We start from the raw sequence: 20,006 nt of genomic DNA, 5'->3' as shown, positions 1-20,006 counted from the left end.
ATCTGATGGCGAAAGCAAACCGCAGGATGACCCGTGAACCATATTCGCTTTACTGATCGGCTTTCATTCAAACAGGCGCGACAGGGCGTTCTGGCGGCTTTTATTCTGGGCACCCTGCTAGGGCTGATCCAGGTAGCGCTGGATTACCGGGCCGAAGAGGAAGCTATCGACCATGAAATCGCCGCGCAGATAAACGTCAGCCTCGGGCCTGCATCCCGGATCGCCTACAACGTTGATACCGAACTCGCCCGCGAGCTGACCACAGGCTTGCTGCAGTCTCCGCCAATCGTACGGGCCGAAATAATCGATGATACCGGCGTCGCCCTCGCCAGCGTGAATCGCCCGATGATCGAGAGCCGTTACCGCGCAGTCAGCGACGCACTGTTCGAGCCGTCACGCAATTATTCACAACCGCTATACGTTGAACATGCGCCTAACGAGCTGCTCGGCCACCTGGTAATTGAAGTGGACACCTTTCACCAGGGTGCGAAATTTCTCCGCCGCGCAGGCCTGACACTGGTCTCGAACTTTATTCTGTGCCTGGTGCTATCGCTGATACTGGTGGTGCTGTTCTACGGCATGCTGACCAAACCGCTGGTGCGGCTGATTACCGACCTGCTCGGCATGACCGGCGAGCATGAACGTAGTCGGCTGCCCTGCCCTGCTGGCCATGAACGGGACGAAATTGGCGCACTGGTCGAGGTCATCAACCAGCAGTTGCAGAGCATCGACGTCAACCTTCGCCAGAAGCTGCGTGCCGAAGACCGGCTCCGCCAGTATCTCGAAGAACTTGAAACCATTGTCGAGGCACGCACCACCGAACTGCAGAACGCCAATCGCCAGCTGCGTTTATCCAACCAGGAGCTGGAGCGCTCCCGCCAGGAGGCATTGGAAACCGCGAGCTCCAGAGCCGCGTTCCTGGCTGCCATGAGCCATGAGATACGCACGCCTATCAATGGGCTGTTGGGCATGATCGGTCTCGCCCTGGATAGCCCGCTGAACGACGAACAACGCCAGCAGCTATCCATTGCCTATGATTCAGGCAAGATCCTCGTTGAGCTACTCAATGACATCCTCGATCTATCCAAATTCGAAGCTGGAAAGCTGCAATTGGAAGAGATCCCCTTCGATCTCGGTGCCCTGGTGGAAGACACAACCAGCCTGCTCTCCCAAAACGCTTACAAGCGCGATATCGAACTCAGCTGCCGCATCGACCCAGCGCTGCCGGGGATAATGCTGGGCGATCCCACCCGTATTCGTCAGATCATCAGCAACTTGCTCTCCAACGCGTTGAAATTTACCGAGCAGGGTCAGGTCTCCGTTTACCTGGCCCTCCACCCTAACCGGGGCGGGCAACAATGGGTGGACATCAGCGTGCGCGATACGGGCATCGGCATCCAGACGGAAGCACTGGAATCGGTGTTCGCCCCCTTTACCCAGGCCGACGCACAGATTTCCAGACGCTTTGGCGGGACCGGGCTCGGCCTGGCTCTGTGCAAAAGTCTGGCAGACGCCATGCAAGGCACTCTGAAAGTCGAGTCGGAGCAAGGCCAGGGCAGCACCTTTACCGTGAGCCTACCGCTCAAAACGCACAGCACCGAACCCACCTTCGCTCTGCCTGCCCCGCGCAGCGTGTTGATATGGAATCGTCTGGGACGCCTGCAAGGCAGTTTTCTGCTCGAACAACTGGAGCACTGGGGGATGCGCTGCGCGGTAATCAATTACAGCGCCCAGGTTGAGCCACCGATGAACAACCCTCCCTTCGATCTCTGGCTGCTGGACAGTCCCGACGTCGCGCATCAGCTCGCCGGCCAACGCATGGAAATACCGCGCTTGCTGGTATGCCCCTACACAGGCTGGCTGAGTTCAAGCGACGCGCGCGCCGCAGGCGTACGCCAGCATGTAGCGAGTCCGCCCGGGCGTGCCCGCCTCGCACGTGCAATCGATGATCTGTTCGCCCAGCCCCAGCTAAACGGCGAAGGAGCCGCACTGGCGCAGGCGCAAACCGGTCACACGGTGCTGCTGGTGGAGGATAACCTGGTCAATCAGATGGTCGCCAAAGGCATGCTGGGCCGCCTGGGCTACGACGTAGCCGTTGCAGAGCACGGCGAAGCCGCGCTCCAACAGCTGCATGAACATGAGTTCGATCTGGTGCTGATGGATTGCAACATGCCGGTCATGGATGGTTACGAAACCACCCGGCGCATCCGTGAGCAAGCTCAATGGGCGTCCTTGCCGGTCATCGCGCTGACAGCCAACGCATTGGAAGAAGACCGTGAGCGTTGTGCCGCGGCCGGCATGAACGATTATCTGGTCAAACCCTTTAAACGGGAGGACTTGCAGACCATGATGGACAAGTGGCTCGGAAACAACGACAGCCGCGCCAGTCTGGACAAAACGACTGGCACCTAGGCGAGCAGCGACTCGATATCCCGCGCTAGCTGCTCGGGCTTGGCAGTTGGAGCATAGCGCTTGATTACCCGCCCCTCGCTATTCACCAGGAACTTGGTGAAATTCCATTTGATGCGCTTGCTACCCAGCAGACCGGGCGCCTGGGATGTCAGATGTGTAAACAACGGATGCGCTCCCCTGCCATTCACCTCGACTTTGCTGAATAACGGGAAAGTGACACCGAAGCGCATCTCACAAAACGATGATATGGCCTGTTCGTCCCCCGGCTCCTGCGAACCAAACTGGTTGCAAGGAAAACCGGCTACGCGCAACCCCTTGTCGGCGTAGGTCTTCCAGAGCGACTCCAGCCCCTTGTACTGAGGTGTGAAGCCGCATTTGCTGGCTGTATTGACCACCAGATAGGCTTTGCCGCCCAGCTCCGCCAGGCTGGTCTGCCGGCCGTCTATGGTCGTGCAGGGAATGTGCAACACGTTGTTCTTGTTATGCATTGACGTTCTTCCGTTGAGTTATTCGTTACGCGGGTGCAGCTTCAATGCCACCGAATTAATACAGTAACGCAAACCCGTCGGCGGCGGACCATCCGGAAATACATGGCCGAGATGCGCATCACAGCGCGCGCAAAGCACCTCGGTGCGCATCATTCCGTGACTGGTGTCCCGCTGCTCGGCAACGGCTTGTCCATTGATTGGCTCGTAATAGCTCGGCCAACCGCACCCGGCGTCAAACTGGGTGGCGGTATCAAATAATGGCGCATCGCAGCAGATGCAGTGGTAGACGCCCGGCGTCGTATTGCTGTTGTAGATGCCGGTATAGGGCCGCTCGGTGCCCTTGAGACGACACACCTGGAACTGCGACTCGTCCAGCTGTTCACGCCAGTCCTCTTCGGACTTGATGATCTTATCCATATTTCCTCCTAACACTTGCGTTTATCAGACTTTCCCGATTATGGCTGCACGACGTATCATGCTGTCTCATTTTTATGGCTTCGCTCTACGTCAGCCTTCAGGAACCCAAGGGAAACATCATGCAGGTTAGCAAGTCCAACAAATTGGCCAACGTCTGTTATGACATTCGCGGGCCCGTCCTGCACCACGCCAAACGGCTGGAAGAGGAAGGTCATCGGATCCTCAAGCTGAATATTGGCAACCCTGCGCCCTTTGGTTTCGAGGCCCCGGAGGAAATTCTCCAGGACATCATTCATAACCTGTCCACAGCCCAGGGCTACAGTGATTCCAAGGGTCTGTTTTCCGCGCGCAAGGCGGTCATGCATTACACGCAGACCAAGAACATTCCCGGCGTAACGATCGAGGACATCTATCTCGGCAACGGCGTATCCGAGCTTATCGTCATGGCCATGCAGGGCCTGCTGAACAACGGCGATGAAGTGCTGATCCCGGCGCCAGACTATCCATTATGGACCGCCGCCGTCAGTCTGTCCGGCGGCAAGCCAGTGCATTACCTGTGCGACGAGGAATCTGACTGGTATCCCGACATCGAGGATATCCGCAGCAAGATTACGCCGAACACCCGCGCGCTGGTCATTATCAACCCGAACAACCCCACGGGGGCTGTCTATTCTCGCGATATGCTCGAGCAACTGGCGCAAGTTGCCAGGGAGCACCACCTCGTCCTGCTCGCCGACGAGATCTACGACAAGATCCTCTACGACGGCGTCGAGCATGAATCCATTGCCGCGGTTGCGCCGGATGTGTTCTGCCTGACCTTCAACGGCTTGTCCAAGTCTTACCGGGTGGCCGGCTTCCGTTCAGGCTGGATGATCATCAGCGGCCCCAAAGCCAAGGCTCATAGCTATATCGAAGGCCTGGATATTCTGTCCTCGATGCGCCTGTGCGCCAACGTACCGGCGCAGCATGCCATACAAACCGCTTTGGGCGGCTATCAGAGCATCAATGATCTGGTGCTGCCTGGTGGCCGGTTGCTTGAACAGCGCGATACCGCCTGGGAATTGCTCAACGACATTCCCGGCGTCAGCTGCACCAAGCCCAAGGGGGCGCTCTACCTGTTCCCCAAACTGGACCCCAAGGTCTATCCGATCCATAACGATGAAAAGATGGTGCTGGACCTTCTGCTCAAGGAGAAAATCCTCATTGTCCAGGGCACGGCATTCAACTGGCCGTGGCCGGATCACTTCCGCATCGTGTCGCTACCGCGCAAGGATGATCTGGAAGTCGCGATTGGCCGGATTGCCAATTTTCTCAAGGACTACCGCCAGTAGATACTTCCGGGCGAGGCGACCATGGCCGACCTGCACATCGACGATTTCTACCGGGACGTAGCGGGCATTTTGCTGAGCCTGTACAACGGCTTCCCGTCGCCGAGCATCCTTTTCGTTGAAGACCTCATCGGGCCCCATGAGCCCGATGCCTTTGGCGTTCCGGCGCCCCGTCACCTCGCCTGCTTCAACGCGATGTTGTGGATGGCTGACGAAGGCTTTCTGCGTTACAGCGACAGCATTCGTCAGGAAGGCCTCGATCAATGCAGCCTCACCGAGCGCGCCTTCCTGATGCTCTCGACACCTGCGGCCGACTGGCTGGATGAAGCACTGCCTGCAAGCATCGCCCGGCAACGTGCCACACCCGCCCAGCGGCTTCGTGACGCCCTTGCCAGCCAAAGCTCTACCGAGCTTGCAGAGATCGTTCAGCGCTGCTTTGCACGGGCTTCGGTACGCCGCTGAGCGATACACGATTTGAAATAGACTGCCGATTGAAAGCCGGACGGATTCGCCCAATATACCCACCAGCAAAACTGGGTTCGGATTGCGTATGAAGCAGGATGGAACCCTTATCGAATATCAAAGGAGTTATGAATAGATGATGCGCATTGTGCTGTTTCTGGCGACTAACCTGGCGATTATCCTGGTAGCCAGCGTTACGCTCAGCCTGCTGGGAGTTGGCAGTGTTCATGATGGTCAGGGCGGCATGAATTTGCAGTCGCTGCTCATCTTCTGCGCGGTCTTCGGTTTTGCGGGCTCGTTCATGTCCTTGTTCATGTCCAAGTGGATGGCCAAGCGAGGCACCCGCACCCGGGTGATCGACACCCCGCAGACCCGTCAGGAACAGTGGTTGGTCGATACCGTCGCCGAACTGGCGCAGAAAGCCGGCATTGGTATGCCCGAGGTAGGCATCTTTCCGTCGCGCGCACCTAACGCCTTCGCAACCGGCTGGAACAAGAACAACTCCCTGGTGGCGGTTTCCGAGGGCATGCTGCAGCGCTTCAGCCCCAACGAAATCAAGGCCGTCATGGCCCATGAGATCGGCCACGTAGCCAACGGCGACATGGTCACGCTGACGCTGATCCAGGGCGTAGTGAACACTTTTGTGATGTTCTTTGCGCGGATCATCGGCAACTTCGTCGACCGCGCCGTATTTAAGAACGAGAGCAGCGGACCGGGCATCGGTTACTTTATCGCGACGATTTTCGCGGAACTGATTCTGGGCATTCTCGCCAGCATCATCGTCATGTGGTTCTCGCGCCAACGCGAATTCCGCGCCGACGCAGCCAGCGCGCAACTGGTCGGGAGCGGCATGATGATCGCAGCGCTTGAGCGCCTGCGTGCTGAACAAGGCATACCGGTAGAAATGCCCGGCGAGATGACTGCCTTCGGCATCAACGGCAACCTGAAGAATGGTCTGGCAGGTCTGTTGATGACCCACCCGCCGCTGGAGCAGCGTATTGCAGCGTTGCGTGCAGGTAATTACTAAAACCCCCATCGGGTCGGCGAGCTTTGGGCTCGTCGGCGGACTTGTCGTAGACGCCGACCTGGCGTAGCGCAGGCGCACTACACCCCCAGGACGCGGACTGGGTTTGCGTGGGGTTGGCGTACGGCTCGGACCGCGTTCGGACGCGCCGACGAGGTTTGCCTGGGGTTGGCGTGCGCCCGCGCGCCGACAGGGTTGGTGTAGACGCCGATCTATCCTAGCGCGGACGCGCTACACCCTCAGGGAAACCTACTCCGCCTCAGCCTTCCAGCTGACCGGATAGAGCATTTCCTCGCGATATCCGCTTAGCACCCGACGCAACCCCGTCAGCCGCTGATCAAGGTCCGCATCGCCGGTGTCGACCAGAAACGGCCGGCCCTGCAGTGTTTTGAGCTTGGTTTTGGTAGCCACCACCAGCAGATTCTCGGGACCTACAGCTTCCAGTACGCGCGGTGAAATCTGTTGGTTGCCACGCCCGAGAATATGCCCCTGCCCGCCGATAGCCGTCACCAGAATCCGCCATTCACCTTGATGGACCAGCTCCCACAGCTGCGCCTCGGTGGCGTCCACCAGAATCAGCTCGCCGTGGCGCACCACATCGACACCCAGCAAGGTGCCTTGCAGTCCCATGGCCTCAAGCAGACCCAGGTTGGTCGAGCCAGGCCCGAAGATCCAGCCTTCCACTTCATCCTGCATCTCCTGTAACCAGGCGGCTACATCGTCCAGTACCAATGTTTCCTGTTCACGACCGCCCTGTTTGACCTGCTGGACGAAACGCCCCTCCTCCGGGACCGACAGCTCGCCATAATGCCGCGTGCGCACCAACCCCTGACGGAAGGCGTCTTCGTCGATGTCACGTACCTCTGCTTCACCCAGTCGAACCAGCTCACCCTGCAGCAGCAGCGCAACCAGCTCACCGGCAGCGCGGGGATTGACCGCATACACGCCCGAGTGGATCTTCACCCCCGCCGGGATGCCCAATACCAGCTGCCCCGGTCTGATGCTATTGCATACATCACGCGCTGTGCCGTCACCACCGGCAAATAGCAGCAGATCAATATCACGCTCCTGGAGCATCCTGACCATGCGTTCGGTGTCGGCTGCGGTGGTTCCTGCACCGGAGAGCTCGCCGACCACCTCATAGTCGAAGCCCATGCTGGCCAGCAGATCTTCGCCCATCGCGCCCGGCGCGCAAAAAAACTGCATACGCTCCCGCCAGGCTTCGATGCGCTCCAGCGCCTGGCGTACGCGGTCGTGCGCGCGGGGCTCGATTCCCATGGCCAACGCCTGATGCGCGACACCATCGGACCCCTTCAAAGCCGCCTGACCGCCCAATCCTGCATACGGATTGATAACCAGGCCCAGTTTAAAAGCCTCTTTCATTGGAATTTTCCTGGCCGTTTCGCTGTCACAAAGTTGCCACCTTTATGCCATACCCTGCCTTCGAGGGTCAGTTGCTAAGAAGTGTCGACCCATCATGCCGGATCGAGAGGAGCACCAACGACATGAGTTTACACATGCTGGACACCAGGAACGCTTGCCCGGACGAGAACAACCTGAACACCGAGCCCGCCGGATACGTCATCGATGAACAGGGGCGCGAGATCGCCATAACCGAACAGATGATCCAGCAGGCCTGCGCGGAACTGGATCAGCATTGGCGGCCTGTCAGCCCATCGATGAGCGAAAGCAGGGTCTGAAAACGCTAGGGCTTGAATCCCGCCGCAGCCAGCCTGTTGGTCACCGCGCGCTCCATCGGGGCGTCGGTGTTGACGCGATAGAACGAATTTTCCCGTCGCAACGGATAGTGTTTACGCAACAGGTCAAAACCGCTGCATATATCGCTGTCTGACTCCGCCTTGCCCAGCATGGCTCTGAACCGCGCATCATCGTCACGCACGTCATATACCAGGCGCAAGGCCCGGGCTAGCAGCCATTCCCTGGGCGTCGCCGCGCTGACGCTAAGCTCTCCACTGCCCTGGGATGGCGCGATATCCTCCAGGCGAACAGCAATCTTCTCACCAAAAAAACGGCATAGCGCCTGGTAAATCTGCTCGGTGCCACGCAGCTTGCCGTCCAGGCTGTAGCCTGCAATGTGCGGCGTCGCCAGGGCGCAGAGAGAGGCGAGTTCAGGGTCGACGCGCGGCTCATGTTCCCAGACATCGAGCGCTACCTGCAGGTCATCTCGACGTTCAAGCAGCGACTTCAATGCCTGATTGTCGATGACCGGACCGCGGCTGCTGTTGATCAACCAGGCGCCTGGACGCAATCTGGCCAGGCAGTCAGCATCGAACAAATGACGGGTTGGATACCGTCCCGAATCAGTAAGCGGTACATGGCAGCTGATCACATCAGCCCGCTCGATCAGGGTATCCAGATCGACATAACCGGACTCCTGCTCTGACTGCGGCGGATCACAGAGCCGGCACTCCACACCAAGCTGGCGCAGCGTCCGGGCCAGACGGCCACCCACCTGCCCGGCCCCGATTATCCCGACCACCTGCTGTTGCCAATCGATACCGGTACGCTCGGAGAATGCCAGCAAGCAACTCAGCACATATTCCACCACCCCCCGGGCATTACACCCCGGTGCGCTGGCGACGCAAATTCCGGCCTTTGCCAGCCCGTGCAAATCGAGGTGATCGGTACCGATCGTGCAGGTGCCGACGAAGCGTACCGAGCTTCCGGCCAGCATGGCTGCGGACACCTGCGTCACAGAGCGCACCAGCAGGACGTCTGCATGCCGCACCGAAGACGCATCGATTTCACGTCCAGGCAGGCGCGTGACACGTCCGAAACCGGACATGAATTCATCAAGCAGAGGGATATTTTCGTCAGCAACAATATGCATGGGGAGTTCCGGTTTGCGCGGGTTGCTCATTGTCGGTCGCCGCTCGCTCGCCTGTCCAGAGCCCTTGCCGCAGGGTCGCCGTTATATGCGATCGAGTCTAAAGGCATTCGCGGTGAGCTGGACACCCGGCCGGTAACAATCCAGCAGAGCCTGGATAAAGCGCTGCGGCCGTTCGGACACACCCTCTGCCAGACAGGCATGAACCTGAGCCACCACCTTTCGTTTGAAAGGCAAAGGGTCGGTCGGCTCGCCGCTGAGGTTATCCAGGCTGACACGGAACGGATGGCCTGCAGCTTCGCAGAACAGCCACTCCAATGCCTGCGGTTTGACTTCAACCTGCTCGAATGCCTGCTGCTGCTGGGCCGTTCGACCATCCGGTGCGTACCAATATCCGAAGTCGGGCAGCAAACGCCGCTGTGGTCCCGCGACGCACCAGTGCGAGATCTCGTGCAGCGCACTGCGGAAGTAGTCGCGGGTGAACAGAATGCGGTGATGCGGGCTGGTTTCGTCTGCTGGCAGGTATTCCGGCTCTTCGGCACCAGGCACAAGCACAGTATTGAAATCATTGAGAAAACAGCGCTCGAACAGCTGAACCAGTTCCTTACAATCGAAATTCATTAGCAGGTGGACAATATCGGGCAAATTGATAGGATGGGGCGCTTTTCCTCAGACCATGCCTTCATGACAATCGCTGAACATACCGGCCGGTGGCATCGCAGTGTAACAGAACTGCGCAGCCTCACCTGGCTGGCACTACCTATTATCGCGGCGCAAATGTCGCACACCCTGCTCGGCTTCGTCGATACCGCGATGGCTGGTCGAGTCAGCGCGCTTGATCTGGCGGCAGTGGCGCTCGGCAACGCATTCTGGGTGCCCACTTTCCTGTTCCTCACCGGCGTGTTGATGATCGTCACCTCGAAGGTGGCGGCAAGCAGCGGTCCGGCCCAGATTGGCGAAACCGGTGCTCTGGTGCGCCAGGGCGCATGGCTGGGCGTCGCTGTCGGCGTGGCCTGCGCGGCTTTTCTGTGGTCGGTCGAGCCTGTCCTGCATGTAATGGATGTTCAGGACGACCTGATCCCCTTGACCATGGGCTATCTCAAGGCCGTAGCGCTCGGCTTTCCCGCGGTAGCCATTTACCAGGGTTTGCGCGGGTTGAGCGACGGCCTGTCACGCACCAAGCCGACTATGCTGATCGGTTTTGCCGCCCTGGTGCTCAACGTGCCGCTTAATTACATCCTGGTGTACGGCAAACTTGGCATGCCCGCTTTGGGCGCGATCGGCTGCGGTATCGCCACAGCAGTGGTCATGTGGTTCATGCTCGGTTGTATGCTGATCTACCTGAAACGCTCCCCGGTCTACCGCGCGAGCAAGCTATTCGAACGCTTCGACTGGCCGCGCTGGCCAGCTCAACGGCACCTGTTGGGCCTGGGCTTGCCGATCGGCATCGCCTTGTTCGCCGAGACCAGCATGTTCTGCGTAATCGCCTTGCTGATCGCAGGTCTGGGCGCTGAAGTGGTCGCGAGCCATCAGGTCGCACTCAACTTCTCTTCCATTACCTTCATGGTGCCCTTCAGTCTGGGTCTGGCAATTACCGTTCGGGTCGGGCATAACCTCGGATTGAATGGCGCTCGCGCCGGCTTGTTTGCGGCCAAGGCCGGGATCCTCGCGTCGCTGGTATATGCCGCCATTGCCGCAAGCCTGATGCTGGCCCTGGCAGACCAGATTCCATTGCTCTACACGCGCAACCCGGAGGTCATCGCCCTCGCCTCCACACTGTTTTTCTACGCAGCGCTTTATCAGTTCTCCGACGCGGTCCAGGTCGCCTGCGCGGGTGCCCTACGCGGGTATCAGGACACTCGATTGCCCATGTTGCTGACCATGATTGCCTATTGGGCTATCGGTTTGCCGAGCGGCTACATTCTTGGCCTGACCGATATCTGGGGCCCTGCGCAGGGTCCCGCCGGATTCTGGCAGGGCCTGATTCTGGGATTGACCGCTGCGGCCGTGTTCCTGTCGATCCGCCTGGCAATCGTCGGGGCACGGCGTAAACGCTACCAGCCTCACGGCGTCGGCCTGGCCGGTCGCGAATAACCCTCCACGTCTGCATCGCCTGCACTGCCATACTGACTACATCTGTTACCGGGCATTTGTGGAGATCTTCGATGCTGCGTGTTGTGGTCGTCCTGCTTGTTTGCGCGCTTGCGACTGGCTGTCAGCGCGCGCCTGAAGCAAGCAGACAGATGGACAACTATCTCGACCGGGTCGGCCGCGTTCTTGGTCAGGACTGGCAGGCCTGGGATCAAGATACATTGAGCCAGTACCGGCTGCCGGCGCGCCGAAGCCGTATGCAACCGGTGCCTCAGCTGCGCCTGGGCATGCTCGATCTGGTGGTTGAGTCGAACCAGTGCCCCGCCCTGCAGCAGACCGTCGCACAGCGTAACAGCAGCCTCGGCAAGGTGATGCCCGGCAGCCATCTCCTGGCCTACGAGGGCGAGCTGTTGCGCAATCTTGACGCCTGCCTGGACATCATCAAAGACGACGCCGAACGCGGTGCGCTGCACCAACAGCTCAGCGAGATCGCCGACATCAAACGGGCCAGTCTGCCCACCGCATTCTGGAATGCGCTGAACGCGAGCCCTGAGTTCGAGCACTATATGCGCTTCAATAATGAACCGCTGCCTGTCAGTCAGGAGCCGCTAACTGATCATGCCGCGATAGATGCGTTGCTCGATCTGGCTGCCATAGGCCAGGCCCTGCCCGCTCGACTGCCGCCAGCGCAGTCAACGCTCGAGCCCCTGTTCGAAGCGCTACAGCGTAGCGACCACAGCGGCCAATTGATTCATAGCCTGTCTCGCCTGAGCCATACCCTGGACCAGGCGACCGCCATGTTACGCGCCAGGCAACCTGCCTTCCTGTGTCCTATGGGTCAACCAACGCAACGTTCGCGCACGCTACTGACTGTCTTTACAGCGTTCTACGCCGGTGAAATCCAGCCGCAGATGGCCCAGGCGCAGCGACTCGGCCAGGCCTGGCGGGAAGCCATTTTGCTGTTAAGCCAGACGGCGGAAATTCCCAGCGCGACCGCACAGTATCTGCAGCGTCTTGCTGGTGGGGACAATTCACTCTGGGAGCGTTATCAACGCAGTATCCAGGCGCATAGCGAAGCCTGGCAGGATGTGCTGGGCGCCTGCCAGCAACGTCCGGGACAATCCGGCTGGGACGCCGGGCGACGAGAATAGCGCCGTCTCTCTCAACTCTTGCGTATCAGGTACCGGTAGGTACCCTCCTGCACATCCTGCTCAACCAGCTGGTGACCGAGAAAATCACAGAAGCGCGGAATATCGCGCTGGGTAGAAGGGTCGGTGGCAAGCACTTCAAGCAGCTCGCCAGCGCTGATATCGCGCACTGCGTTGTGCAGCATCATCACCGGTTCAGGGCATAGTAGCCCGCGGGTGTCGAGGTGATTCATATCGGCTGGCTCGGTCATAACACTCTCAGCTTTCCTTCGTTGCACACAGGTTTGTTCAGACCAGAATTCGGGCGCTTCAATGCGAATCAAAAAATGCTTCGCGGATTACAGCGGAAAAGATTATCGGAAAAAAGCCTGTCTCTTGCCAGCAGCGCCGGCAGAGACAACACTATGGGTGACGGGACTAAAATCACTAAGGAAACTTCATGATTAAAGTGTTGATTGAGCGTGTAATTGCCGAAGGCCTGGAAGACCATTACGAAGCCGCGGCACGCAGAATCATCCAGCAAGCCATTCAATCGCCAGGGTTCATTTCCGGTGAATCATTCCGGGACCTGGAACGACCCAACCATCGCATCGTGATGGTCACCTGGCAGAATCGTCATTCCTGGGAGCGCTGGGAAAACTCCGATGGGCGCAGAAACAGCCTCAACGAGTTCAGACCCATGCTGCTGGAAGACGAACGAATCACCCTGCTCGAGCCGCTTTAATCGTCAGGCCACTTGCCGGCTCGCAGCAGCCGGCGAATGAGCCGTTCGACTCACTGTTGAACTGACTGCACCCTGTAGCTGCCCGCATGCAACACCCGCACATGGCAGGTCACTTCTTCGCGGTCGGAGTACAGCTGCTTGCAGGAGATCGTCGCGCGTATGCCCGCCTCGTCCAGTGCGGACTGAACATGATCCATGCACTGCAGCACCTCGTAGTAACGGCGCTTCATCGGTAGCTTGAAGTTCATGATTGCTTCGCGGCACCAGCCTCGCGATACCCAGCGCGCCAGCAACGAGCTGCTGCGCGCTGGCTTGTCGACGATATCGCATACCATCCATTGCACCGGCACCTTCGGCTTGTACATATAGCCGTCGGCCTCGACGTGTTCGACCTGACCGCTATCCATCAGTTTGCGATCCATGGGCCCGTTGTCCACCGCCACCACCTTCATGTGACGGTTGACCATTTGCCAGGTCCAGCCGCCGGGCGCAGCGCCCAGATCAACTGCGAGCATGCCGGGCGCCAGACGACTGTCCCATTCTTCCCGAGGGATGAAATGGTGCCAGGCCTCTTCAAGCTTGAGGGTCGACCGGCTGGGCGCCTCGCGCGGCACCTTCAGGCGTGGGATACCCATTGGCCAGGGCGCGGCGTTATCCGCCCAGGACCAGCCGACAAAAATCCGCTCGCCGCTCTCGAAACATACATGCAGTCGTGGCGCATCGGTTTTCGTCGGGCGGATAAAGCGGGTCTTCAGCAAAGCTGTTTCCAGCGGCTTGCCAAGCTTCTTGGTGAGCGCGGCCATTGCCTTGCCGTCATTGGTATCGGCCGTTTCCAGCCACAGGCTGGAAGCCAGCGGCCCCTTGGAACAGGCGGTGATGATGGGAGCGATGCGGTCTTCAACCGACACATCGAGCCAATCGCCAAGTGCCCACTGTCGAACGAAAATCAGATGATGAAAGCTCAGCTTGCGCATCAAGGTGGCGGCATCGCCTTCACCCGGACACACAAAGCGCACCAGCGCCGTGCCTTCCTTCGTGACGGCATAGCCTGCAATACCCTTTGCGGCTGACAACTCCTGCATCTCGGCAGCGGCTTCGCCCTCGAATCCCGGCCGACAGTGCAACAACAATTCCTGCATGGAAAACCCCAGATAAGTAATCGGTCGCTACTTTACAGGGTACTACGACGCGGAAGAAGGAAATTAGGATCCGCTACCGCTTCCTGTTGCCGCAGTTGACGGGCGGCATCGACCATCGCTTTCAGTGCAGCCCGGGTTTCGGTCCAACCCCGAGTTTTCAAGCCGCAATCGGGATTAACCCATAAGCGTTCCAGGGGGATGACGCGCGCCGCCTTGCGCAACAACCGCAGCATCTCATTGCACTGCGGGATCCGTGGTGAGTGAATGTCATACACCCCCGGGCCTATCGCGTTCGGATAGGCAAAATCGGCAAAGGCGTCCAGCAGCTCCATGTCCGAACGGGATGTTTCGATGGTGATCACATCCGCATCCATGTCCGCGATAGCGCCCAGAATATCGTTGAATTCGCTATAGCACATATGCGTATGGATCTGCGTGGTATCGGCTATACCACTGGCGCTGATGCGAAACACCTCCGACGCCCAGCGCAGGTAGTCGCCCTGCTCGGCCGCACGCAACGGTAATCCTTCCCGATAGGCAGGTTCGTCAATCTGGATGATGTTGATACCGGCGCGCTCGAGATCAACCACTTCGTCACGAAGGGCCAGCGCGAGCTGCCGCGCACTGACTTCACGGGGCACGTCTTCGCGCTGGAAAGACCACATCAGCATGGTTACCGGGCCCGTGAGCATGCCTTTAACCGGGCGCTCCGTCAGGCTTTGCGCATAGCGCGCCCATTCGACCGTCATTGCACGCGCTCGGCTGATGTCACCATAGATGATCGGCGGCTTCACGCAGCGCGATCCATAGCTCTGGACCCAGCCGAATCGGCTGAAAACGTAGCCTTCCAGCTGCTCACCGAAGTACTCGACCATATCGTTGCGTTCGGCTTCACCGTGCACCAGCACATCCAGATCCAGCGCCTCCTGCTCGGCAATCACCTGGGCGATTTCCGACTGCATGGCGGCTACATACTCCGCTTCAGAGAGATCACCCGCCTTGAACGCCCGGCGCGCGGACCGGATCTCGGCTGTTTGCGGAAACGACCCGATAGTTGTGGTGGGCAACAGAGGTAGACGCAAGGTCTGCTGCTGAACCGCCGCGCGGACTGAATAGGCCGAGTGCCGCTGGCTGTGCTGCGGCTGGGTGCCTCGAAGTCGTGCAGCGACCGCTGGATTATGAATGCGGCCTGAGGCGCAACGTGCTTGCTGATTCTGATCGGACAGCTGAATAGCCGCCACCACTTTGGCCTCGAAGGGGTTATTCAATGCCTGGGCAAGCAATGCTGTTTCGCTGACTTTCTGCACAGAGAAGGCCAACCATTCGTGCAACTCTTCGTCGAAATGGTTCTCGCGCTCAAGATCAACCGGAGCATGCAACAGCGAACAGCTGGGCGCCACCCACAGTCGCTCGCCAAATTTCTGCTCTGCACTGCGTAACGCCACCAGCGCAGCAGACAGATCGCAACGCCAGATATTACGGCCATTGACCACGCCCAGCGACAGCACCTTGTAGCTGGGCAGACGATCCATTACCGCCAACAATTGTTGCGGAGCGCGCACCAGGTCTACATGCAGACCATCAACCGGCAGAGCGCAGGCCAGACCAAGATTGTCATCCAGCGCGCCAAAATAGGTGGTCAGCAGTTTGCGCAGCGGTGCCCGTTGCAGCAGGTTATAGGCGCTCTCGTATGCCGCTTTCCACTCCGCTGGCAAGTCGAGTACCAATGCCGGCTCATCAATCTGCACCCACTCGACGCCCCGCTCCGCCAATCGCTCGAAGATCTGGCAATACACCGGTAGCAGGCGTTCGAGCAATCCCAGGCGATCAAACTCGCTGCCCTTGGTCTTGCCCAGCCACAGATAACTGAGCGGGCCGAGCACCACCGGCTTCACTTTATACCCAAGCGCCAGCGCCTCGTCGACCTCATCGAACAGCTGCTGCCATTGCAGGCTGAACTGCTGGTCTTCAACAAATTCCGGGACCAGATAGTGATAATTGGTATCGAACCACTTGGTCATTTCGCAGGCGAAGGTGTCGCTGCCGACGGTGCTAACGCCACGCGCCATGCGAAACAAGGTGTCCAGATCCGCTTGCTCTGTGGCACCGAACCGGGACGGAACGGCACCCACCATCAGGCTATGCGTGAGAACCTGGTCATACCAGGCGAAATCGCCTACCGGCAGCAAGCCCAGCCCTGCGTCTGCCTGTATTTGCCAGTGCGCCGCACGCAATTCGCGGCCCGTCTGCAGCAGGCTCGCCTTATCCAGCGTGCCGTTCCAGTAGGCTTCCAATGCCTTCTTCAATTCGCGGTCGCGTCCTATCCGGGGAAACCCCAGGTTATGGGCCAATGCCATGTCAATCTCCAAGTCTTTTAAGCGAGACGCATAGGATCGGCCGCAACGGATGCTGAATCAAACTCATCGTGCTAACGTTAAACTTCTAAATTATTCATGATGAGCCAAGCATGCTTGAGATCCGCCACCTGAAGACCCTTGCCACCCTGCGCGAAGCCGAAAGCCTGGTTGAAGCATCCGAACGATTGCATCTCACGCAATCGGCTTTATCTCATCAACTGAAAAATCTTGAGGAAGAGTTGGGCCTGCAGCTGTTTGTGCGCAAGACGCGCCCGGTGCGCTTTACCAGTGCCGGATTACGATTGCTGCGCCTGGCGGACAACCTGTTGCCGCAATTGCGCCAGGCCGAGCGCGACCTTCAGCGTCTCGCGGGCGGACAGGCCGGACGCCTGCATATGGCTATCGAATGCCACAGTTGCTTCCAATGGCTGATGCCGACTATCGACCAGTTCCGCAATGCCTGGCCCGAAGTGGAGGTCGACTTTGCTTCCGGGTTCTTCTTCGCCCCGCTGCCGGCGCTGGCCCGTGGAGAACTCGATCTTGTGGTGACCTCCGATCCCCAGGATATTCCCGGTATCACCTATGTCCCGTTGTTTACCTATGAGGCACAGCTAGCGATCAGCAACCAGCACCCGCTGGTCAACCGCGCGTTCGTGGAGCCGGTGGACCTGGCTGGTGAAACCTTGATCTGCTATCCGGTGGATCGTGAGCGACTGGATATCTTCAAGCACTTTCTTGAGCCTGCCGGCATCGAGCCCGCCGCCGTGCGCAATGCCGAGATGACGGTGATGATGATGCAGCTGGTGGCGTCCGGCCGCGGGGTGTGTTGCCTGCCCAACTGGGCCATGGCGGAATATCTGCAACGCGGCTATGTCAGTGCCCGACCGCTCGGTTCTGAAGGGCTATTCGGCACCTTGTATGCAGCCGTGCGTGACGACATGCTCGACAGCTCATATATGCAGGATTTCCTGCTGACAGCCAAGGACATCTCCTTCGCCACCCTCGACGGGGTGACTGCCAAGGCGCTCGCCTAACCTGTTTTGAAATTCGACTGGCAGCTAAACGCAGAAGTTAGAAGCTGTGCAGGGCTATGGAGGGCCGGGCTCCATTCCGGCCATGGTGCTCGGCGGCTACACCGATGTTCGGGATGGGCTCAACCGTCCATTGGCGGTGGGCATGGTGTTTCTCTGACGGCGCTCACATTTTTCCGCCGCCACTCCCCCAATCAGGCGAGATCCAGCATTGCGCTGATCAATATACATTGATCCGATCCAGAGCCTGACTTGGGTCTCGACCATAGCGCTCGGTAAACAGTAACAATAAGAATCGACAGGATTCCAACGATGAACGCTTCCTTGCACAAATTTACCGCTGTTGCTTTTGGTCTGTTGTTGTCTTCTGGCGCCATGGCCTACAACCCGACGCCTCCAACCAATCCTGATCCCGATCCGAATCCGGGTGAAGGCTCCGGCTTTCCATCCGTATCGGATTTCAGCCGCTCTGGCTCGTTCTCAACCACCAATGGTAACGAAGGCCCGAACTGCACCATCTACCGTCCGCGCACCCTCGGTGATAACGGTCTAAAGCACCCCATCATTCTATGGGGTAACGGCACCGGGTCCTCGCCAAGCACCTATAGCGCCTTGTTGACTCACTGGGCCAGCCACGGTTTTGTCGTCGCAGCCGCGCGTACCTCCAATGCAGGCTCAGGCGAAGAGATGATTGATTGCCTTGATTATCTGGTCGAGCAGAACGGCCGCAGCAGCGGCACCTATGGCGGCAAACTCAATGTAAACCGCGTCGGTACTGCCGGCCACTCCCAGGGTGGTGGCGGCACCATCATGGCCGGGCAGGACAATCGCGTCACAGCGACCGCTCCCTTCCAGCCGTACACCATCGGCCTCGGTCACCGTTCATCCTCACAAAGCAACCAGAGCGGGCCAATGTTCCTGATGACTGGCGGTGCGGACACCATTGCCGCTCCCTCACGTAACGCTCAACCGGTCTTCAATCGCGCCAACGTTCCTGTTTTCTGGGGCGAGCTGAATTCGGCCAGTCACTTTGAGCCAGTAGGCAACGCAGGCGGATTTCGCGGTCCCTCTACTGCCTGGTTGCGTTACCACCTGATGGCAGACCAGAACGCACGCAGCACTTTCTACGGCAACAACTGCACACTGTGCTCTGACCGCAGCTGGACCGTTCGCCGTAAAGACATTAACTGATACCCGCGTTTCACTTTGTTCCTCTCTTTACGGCTGCTTTGGCGGCCGTTTTTTTAGCCCAAAATCCAGCTCTCGCGGCCTGCCTACAAGCATCTATTGTGCGCCGTTTCGCAAAATTCAACCGAAGGTGTCTCATATTCACCCGAACAGGCGACTGTGTATCAAATTGGAAAGCGCTAGGGTTTGTTCCGTGAACGTGAAACACCGTCGTTGGAAGTAGCCCCCGAGCTCAATGATGAATCCCCATAAGAAAGCTAAGAAAGAGAGATCACCATGAAAGCACCACTGTTGAAAATGACAAGCGTCGCCATTGGCGTCCTTCTTTCGGCCGGAGCCATGGCCTACAACCCACCAGGCGGTGGAGATGGCGGCGACAACGGCGGAGGTGGCGGCGGTGGCGACTTCCCACCTGTTTCCGACTTCAGCCGGTCTGGTTCCTTTTCGACCACTAATGGAAATGAAGGTCCGAGCTGCAGCATCTACCGTCCGCGCACCCTCGGTGAAAATGGACGTCAGCATCCGATCATCCTCTGGGGCAACGGCACCGGCTCCAGCCCAACTACTTACCGCTCACTGCTAGATCACTGGGCGAGCCATGGCTTCGTCGTCGCCGCGGCACGCACCTCCAATGCCGGTACCGGCCGCGACATGATTGCCTGCCTCGACTATCTGGTTCAGCAGAATGGCCGCAGCACAGGTACTTATGCCGGCAAGCTGAACGTAAACCGCGTGGGTACTGCAGGGCACTCTCAGGGAGGCGGCGGTAGCATCATGGCTGGTCAGGACAGTCGCGTGACCGTTACTGCACCCTTCCAGCCCTACACCATCGGGCTTGGCCACAGTTCATCCTCGCAGAGCAACCAGAACGGTCCAATGTTCCTCATGACCGGTAGCTCGGACAGCATCGCCTCACCAACCTTGAATGCCGCTCCGGTATTCCGCCGCGCCAACGTGCCGGTGTTCTGGGGCGAGCTGTCACGTGCCAGCCACTTCGAGCCTGTGGGTGACGGCGGCGGGTTCCGCGGTCCATCCACAGCATGGTTCCGCTTTCATCTGATGAGCGATGGCAACGCCGAGAGCACCTTCTACGGCAGCAACTGCGGCCTGTGTAGTGATCGCAGCTGGGACGTAGAGCGCAAAGGCATCAACTAAACTGAGGCATCGGCACTCGAAGCCGGTTACCGAAAGGTAGCCGGCTTTTTTATCTTTGGTTGGCAGAACGCCACTGCGCGGGCCGTGATACGGGACACAAAACAGGCCGACTTCACCCTTTTGGGCGAGTGAATAGTCATTCACTGGTCGATAGTTTCTTACTCGCAGCGAGCGCAGCAGTTGTCAGGGATGAT

Annotated in this window: 19 protein-coding genes; 11 read left to right on the top strand and 8 right to left on the bottom strand. The window is 59.0% G+C overall.

Annotated elements, in window-relative coordinates; all coding sequences use genetic code 11:
* Window positions 1-33: 33 nt before the first annotated feature.
* A complete protein-coding gene (locus tag G3M63_RS12700) occupies window positions 34-2,412 on the top strand; it encodes a response regulator (protein ID WP_218573605.1) in 2,379 nt (792 codons plus the stop codon).
* On the opposite strand, the gene G3M63_RS12695 is transcribed toward G3M63_RS12700, so the two are convergent.
* Both G3M63_RS12695 and msrB read right to left on the bottom strand, forming a co-directional pair.
* Window positions 2,409-2,900: a glutathione peroxidase gene (locus G3M63_RS12695; protein WP_163983367.1), complete on the bottom strand. Its 492-nt coding sequence runs from the start codon at window positions 2,898-2,900 to the stop codon at window positions 2,409-2,411. The two genes, G3M63_RS12700 and G3M63_RS12695, sit on opposite strands and share 4 nt — an antisense overlap.
* Before the next feature lie 18 nt (window positions 2,901-2,918).
* The gene (gene msrB / locus G3M63_RS12690) at window positions 2,919-3,317 is read right to left on the bottom strand and encodes a peptide-methionine (R)-S-oxide reductase MsrB (RefSeq protein ID WP_163983366.1); all 399 of its coding nucleotides are present in this window, start codon (window positions 3,315-3,317) and stop codon (window positions 2,919-2,921) included.
* A gap of 119 nt (window positions 3,318-3,436) precedes the next feature.
* On the opposite strand from msrB, the gene G3M63_RS12685 reads away from it, so the two are divergent.
* From G3M63_RS12685 to htpX, 3 genes are all read left to right on the top strand, one after another.
* A complete protein-coding gene (locus G3M63_RS12685; protein WP_150300868.1) occupies window positions 3,437-4,648 on the top strand; it encodes a pyridoxal phosphate-dependent aminotransferase in 1,212 nt (403 codons plus the stop codon).
* 21 nt (window positions 4,649-4,669) lie between these two features.
* A complete protein-coding gene (locus tag G3M63_RS12680; protein ID WP_163983365.1) occupies window positions 4,670-5,107 on the top strand; it encodes a hypothetical protein in 438 nt (145 codons plus the stop codon).
* Window positions 5,108-5,243: 136 nt separating this feature from the next.
* Complete coding sequence (gene htpX, locus G3M63_RS12675; RefSeq protein WP_163983364.1) at window positions 5,244-6,134, top strand: protease HtpX; 891 nt, start codon at window positions 5,244-5,246, stop codon at window positions 6,132-6,134.
* A 246-nt stretch (window positions 6,135-6,380) separates the two neighbouring features.
* Here htpX and G3M63_RS12670 read toward each other — a convergent pair whose 3' ends face one another.
* Entirely contained in the window at window positions 6,381-7,514 is a 1,134-nt protein-coding gene (locus tag G3M63_RS12670) for an ATP-NAD kinase family protein (RefSeq protein WP_163983363.1), read from the bottom strand.
* A 122-nt stretch (window positions 7,515-7,636) separates the two neighbouring features.
* Here G3M63_RS12670 and G3M63_RS12665 point away from each other — a divergent pair, with 122 nt between their 5' ends.
* The gene (locus G3M63_RS12665) at window positions 7,637-7,831 is read left to right on the top strand and encodes a PA1571 family protein (RefSeq protein WP_223825031.1); all 195 of its coding nucleotides are present in this window, start codon (window positions 7,637-7,639) and stop codon (window positions 7,829-7,831) included.
* Between the two features lie 5 nt (window positions 7,832-7,836).
* Here G3M63_RS12665 and pdxB read toward each other — a convergent pair whose 3' ends face one another.
* The gene (pdxB, locus tag G3M63_RS12660) at window positions 7,837-8,982 is read right to left on the bottom strand and encodes a 4-phosphoerythronate dehydrogenase PdxB (protein WP_163983362.1); all 1,146 of its coding nucleotides are present in this window, start codon (window positions 8,980-8,982) and stop codon (window positions 7,837-7,839) included.
* A gap of 81 nt (window positions 8,983-9,063) precedes the next feature.
* Window positions 9,064-9,600: an elongation factor P hydroxylase gene (locus G3M63_RS12655; protein ID WP_163983361.1), complete on the bottom strand. Its 537-nt coding sequence runs from the start codon at window positions 9,598-9,600 to the stop codon at window positions 9,064-9,066.
* A gap of 63 nt (window positions 9,601-9,663) precedes the next feature.
* Between G3M63_RS12655 and G3M63_RS12650 the strand changes: the two genes are divergently transcribed.
* Entirely contained in the window at window positions 9,664-11,073 is a 1,410-nt protein-coding gene (locus tag G3M63_RS12650; RefSeq protein ID WP_150300874.1) for an MATE family efflux transporter, read from the top strand.
* Between the two features lie 71 nt (window positions 11,074-11,144).
* Window positions 11,145-12,221, top strand: coding sequence for a DUF3080 family protein (locus tag G3M63_RS12645; protein ID WP_163983360.1), 1,077 nt, complete (start codon window positions 11,145-11,147; stop codon window positions 12,219-12,221).
* An 11-nt stretch (window positions 12,222-12,232) separates the two neighbouring features.
* On the opposite strand, the gene tusA is transcribed toward G3M63_RS12645, so the two are convergent.
* Window positions 12,233-12,469, bottom strand: a complete 237-nt coding sequence (gene tusA / locus G3M63_RS12640; RefSeq protein WP_150300876.1) for a sulfurtransferase TusA — start codon at window positions 12,467-12,469, stop codon at window positions 12,233-12,235.
* Between the two features lie 188 nt (window positions 12,470-12,657).
* On the opposite strand from tusA, the gene G3M63_RS12635 reads away from it, so the two are divergent.
* Window positions 12,658-12,942 carry an antibiotic biosynthesis monooxygenase gene (locus G3M63_RS12635; protein ID WP_150300877.1) on the top strand — a complete coding sequence of 95 codons (285 nt, stop codon included), beginning with the start codon at window positions 12,658-12,660 and terminating at the stop codon, window positions 12,940-12,942.
* A gap of 50 nt (window positions 12,943-12,992) precedes the next feature.
* Here G3M63_RS12635 and rlmM read toward each other — a convergent pair whose 3' ends face one another.
* Together rlmM and metE are read right to left on the bottom strand one after the other, a co-directional pair.
* The gene (gene rlmM, locus G3M63_RS12630) at window positions 12,993-14,081 is read right to left on the bottom strand and encodes a 23S rRNA (cytidine(2498)-2'-O)-methyltransferase RlmM (RefSeq protein WP_163983359.1); all 1,089 of its coding nucleotides are present in this window, start codon (window positions 14,079-14,081) and stop codon (window positions 12,993-12,995) included.
* A gap of 32 nt (window positions 14,082-14,113) precedes the next feature.
* Window positions 14,114-16,438 (bottom strand): 5-methyltetrahydropteroyltriglutamate--homocysteine S-methyltransferase, encoded by a 2,325-nt coding sequence (gene metE, locus G3M63_RS12625; RefSeq protein ID WP_163983358.1) that lies wholly within the window; start codon window positions 16,436-16,438, stop codon window positions 14,114-14,116.
* Window positions 16,439-16,548: 110 nt separating this feature from the next.
* Between metE and G3M63_RS12620 the strand changes: the two genes are divergently transcribed.
* The 3 genes from G3M63_RS12620 (at window position 16,549) to G3M63_RS12610 (ending at window position 19,812) form a co-directional block, all read left to right on the top strand.
* Window positions 16,549-17,472 carry a LysR family transcriptional regulator gene (locus tag G3M63_RS12620; protein ID WP_150300880.1) on the top strand — a complete coding sequence of 308 codons (924 nt, stop codon included), beginning with the start codon at window positions 16,549-16,551 and terminating at the stop codon, window positions 17,470-17,472.
* A 372-nt stretch (window positions 17,473-17,844) separates the two neighbouring features.
* The gene (locus G3M63_RS12615; protein WP_150301039.1) at window positions 17,845-18,660 is read left to right on the top strand and encodes an alpha/beta hydrolase; all 816 of its coding nucleotides are present in this window, start codon (window positions 17,845-17,847) and stop codon (window positions 18,658-18,660) included.
* A 336-nt stretch (window positions 18,661-18,996) separates the two neighbouring features.
* Window positions 18,997-19,812 (top strand): alpha/beta hydrolase family protein, encoded by an 816-nt coding sequence (locus tag G3M63_RS12610; RefSeq protein WP_371923585.1) that lies wholly within the window; start codon window positions 18,997-18,999, stop codon window positions 19,810-19,812.
* Window positions 19,813-20,006: the final 194 nt, after the last annotated feature.

The organism is Pseudomonas sp. OIL-1, assembly GCF_010669185.1.
GTDB classification, from domain to species: domain Bacteria; phylum Pseudomonadota; class Gammaproteobacteria; order Pseudomonadales; family Pseudomonadaceae; genus Halopseudomonas; species Halopseudomonas profundi.
The sequence above is the reverse complement of the archived record's forward strand: the minus strand, read 5'-3'. Positions and strand labels throughout refer to the sequence as shown.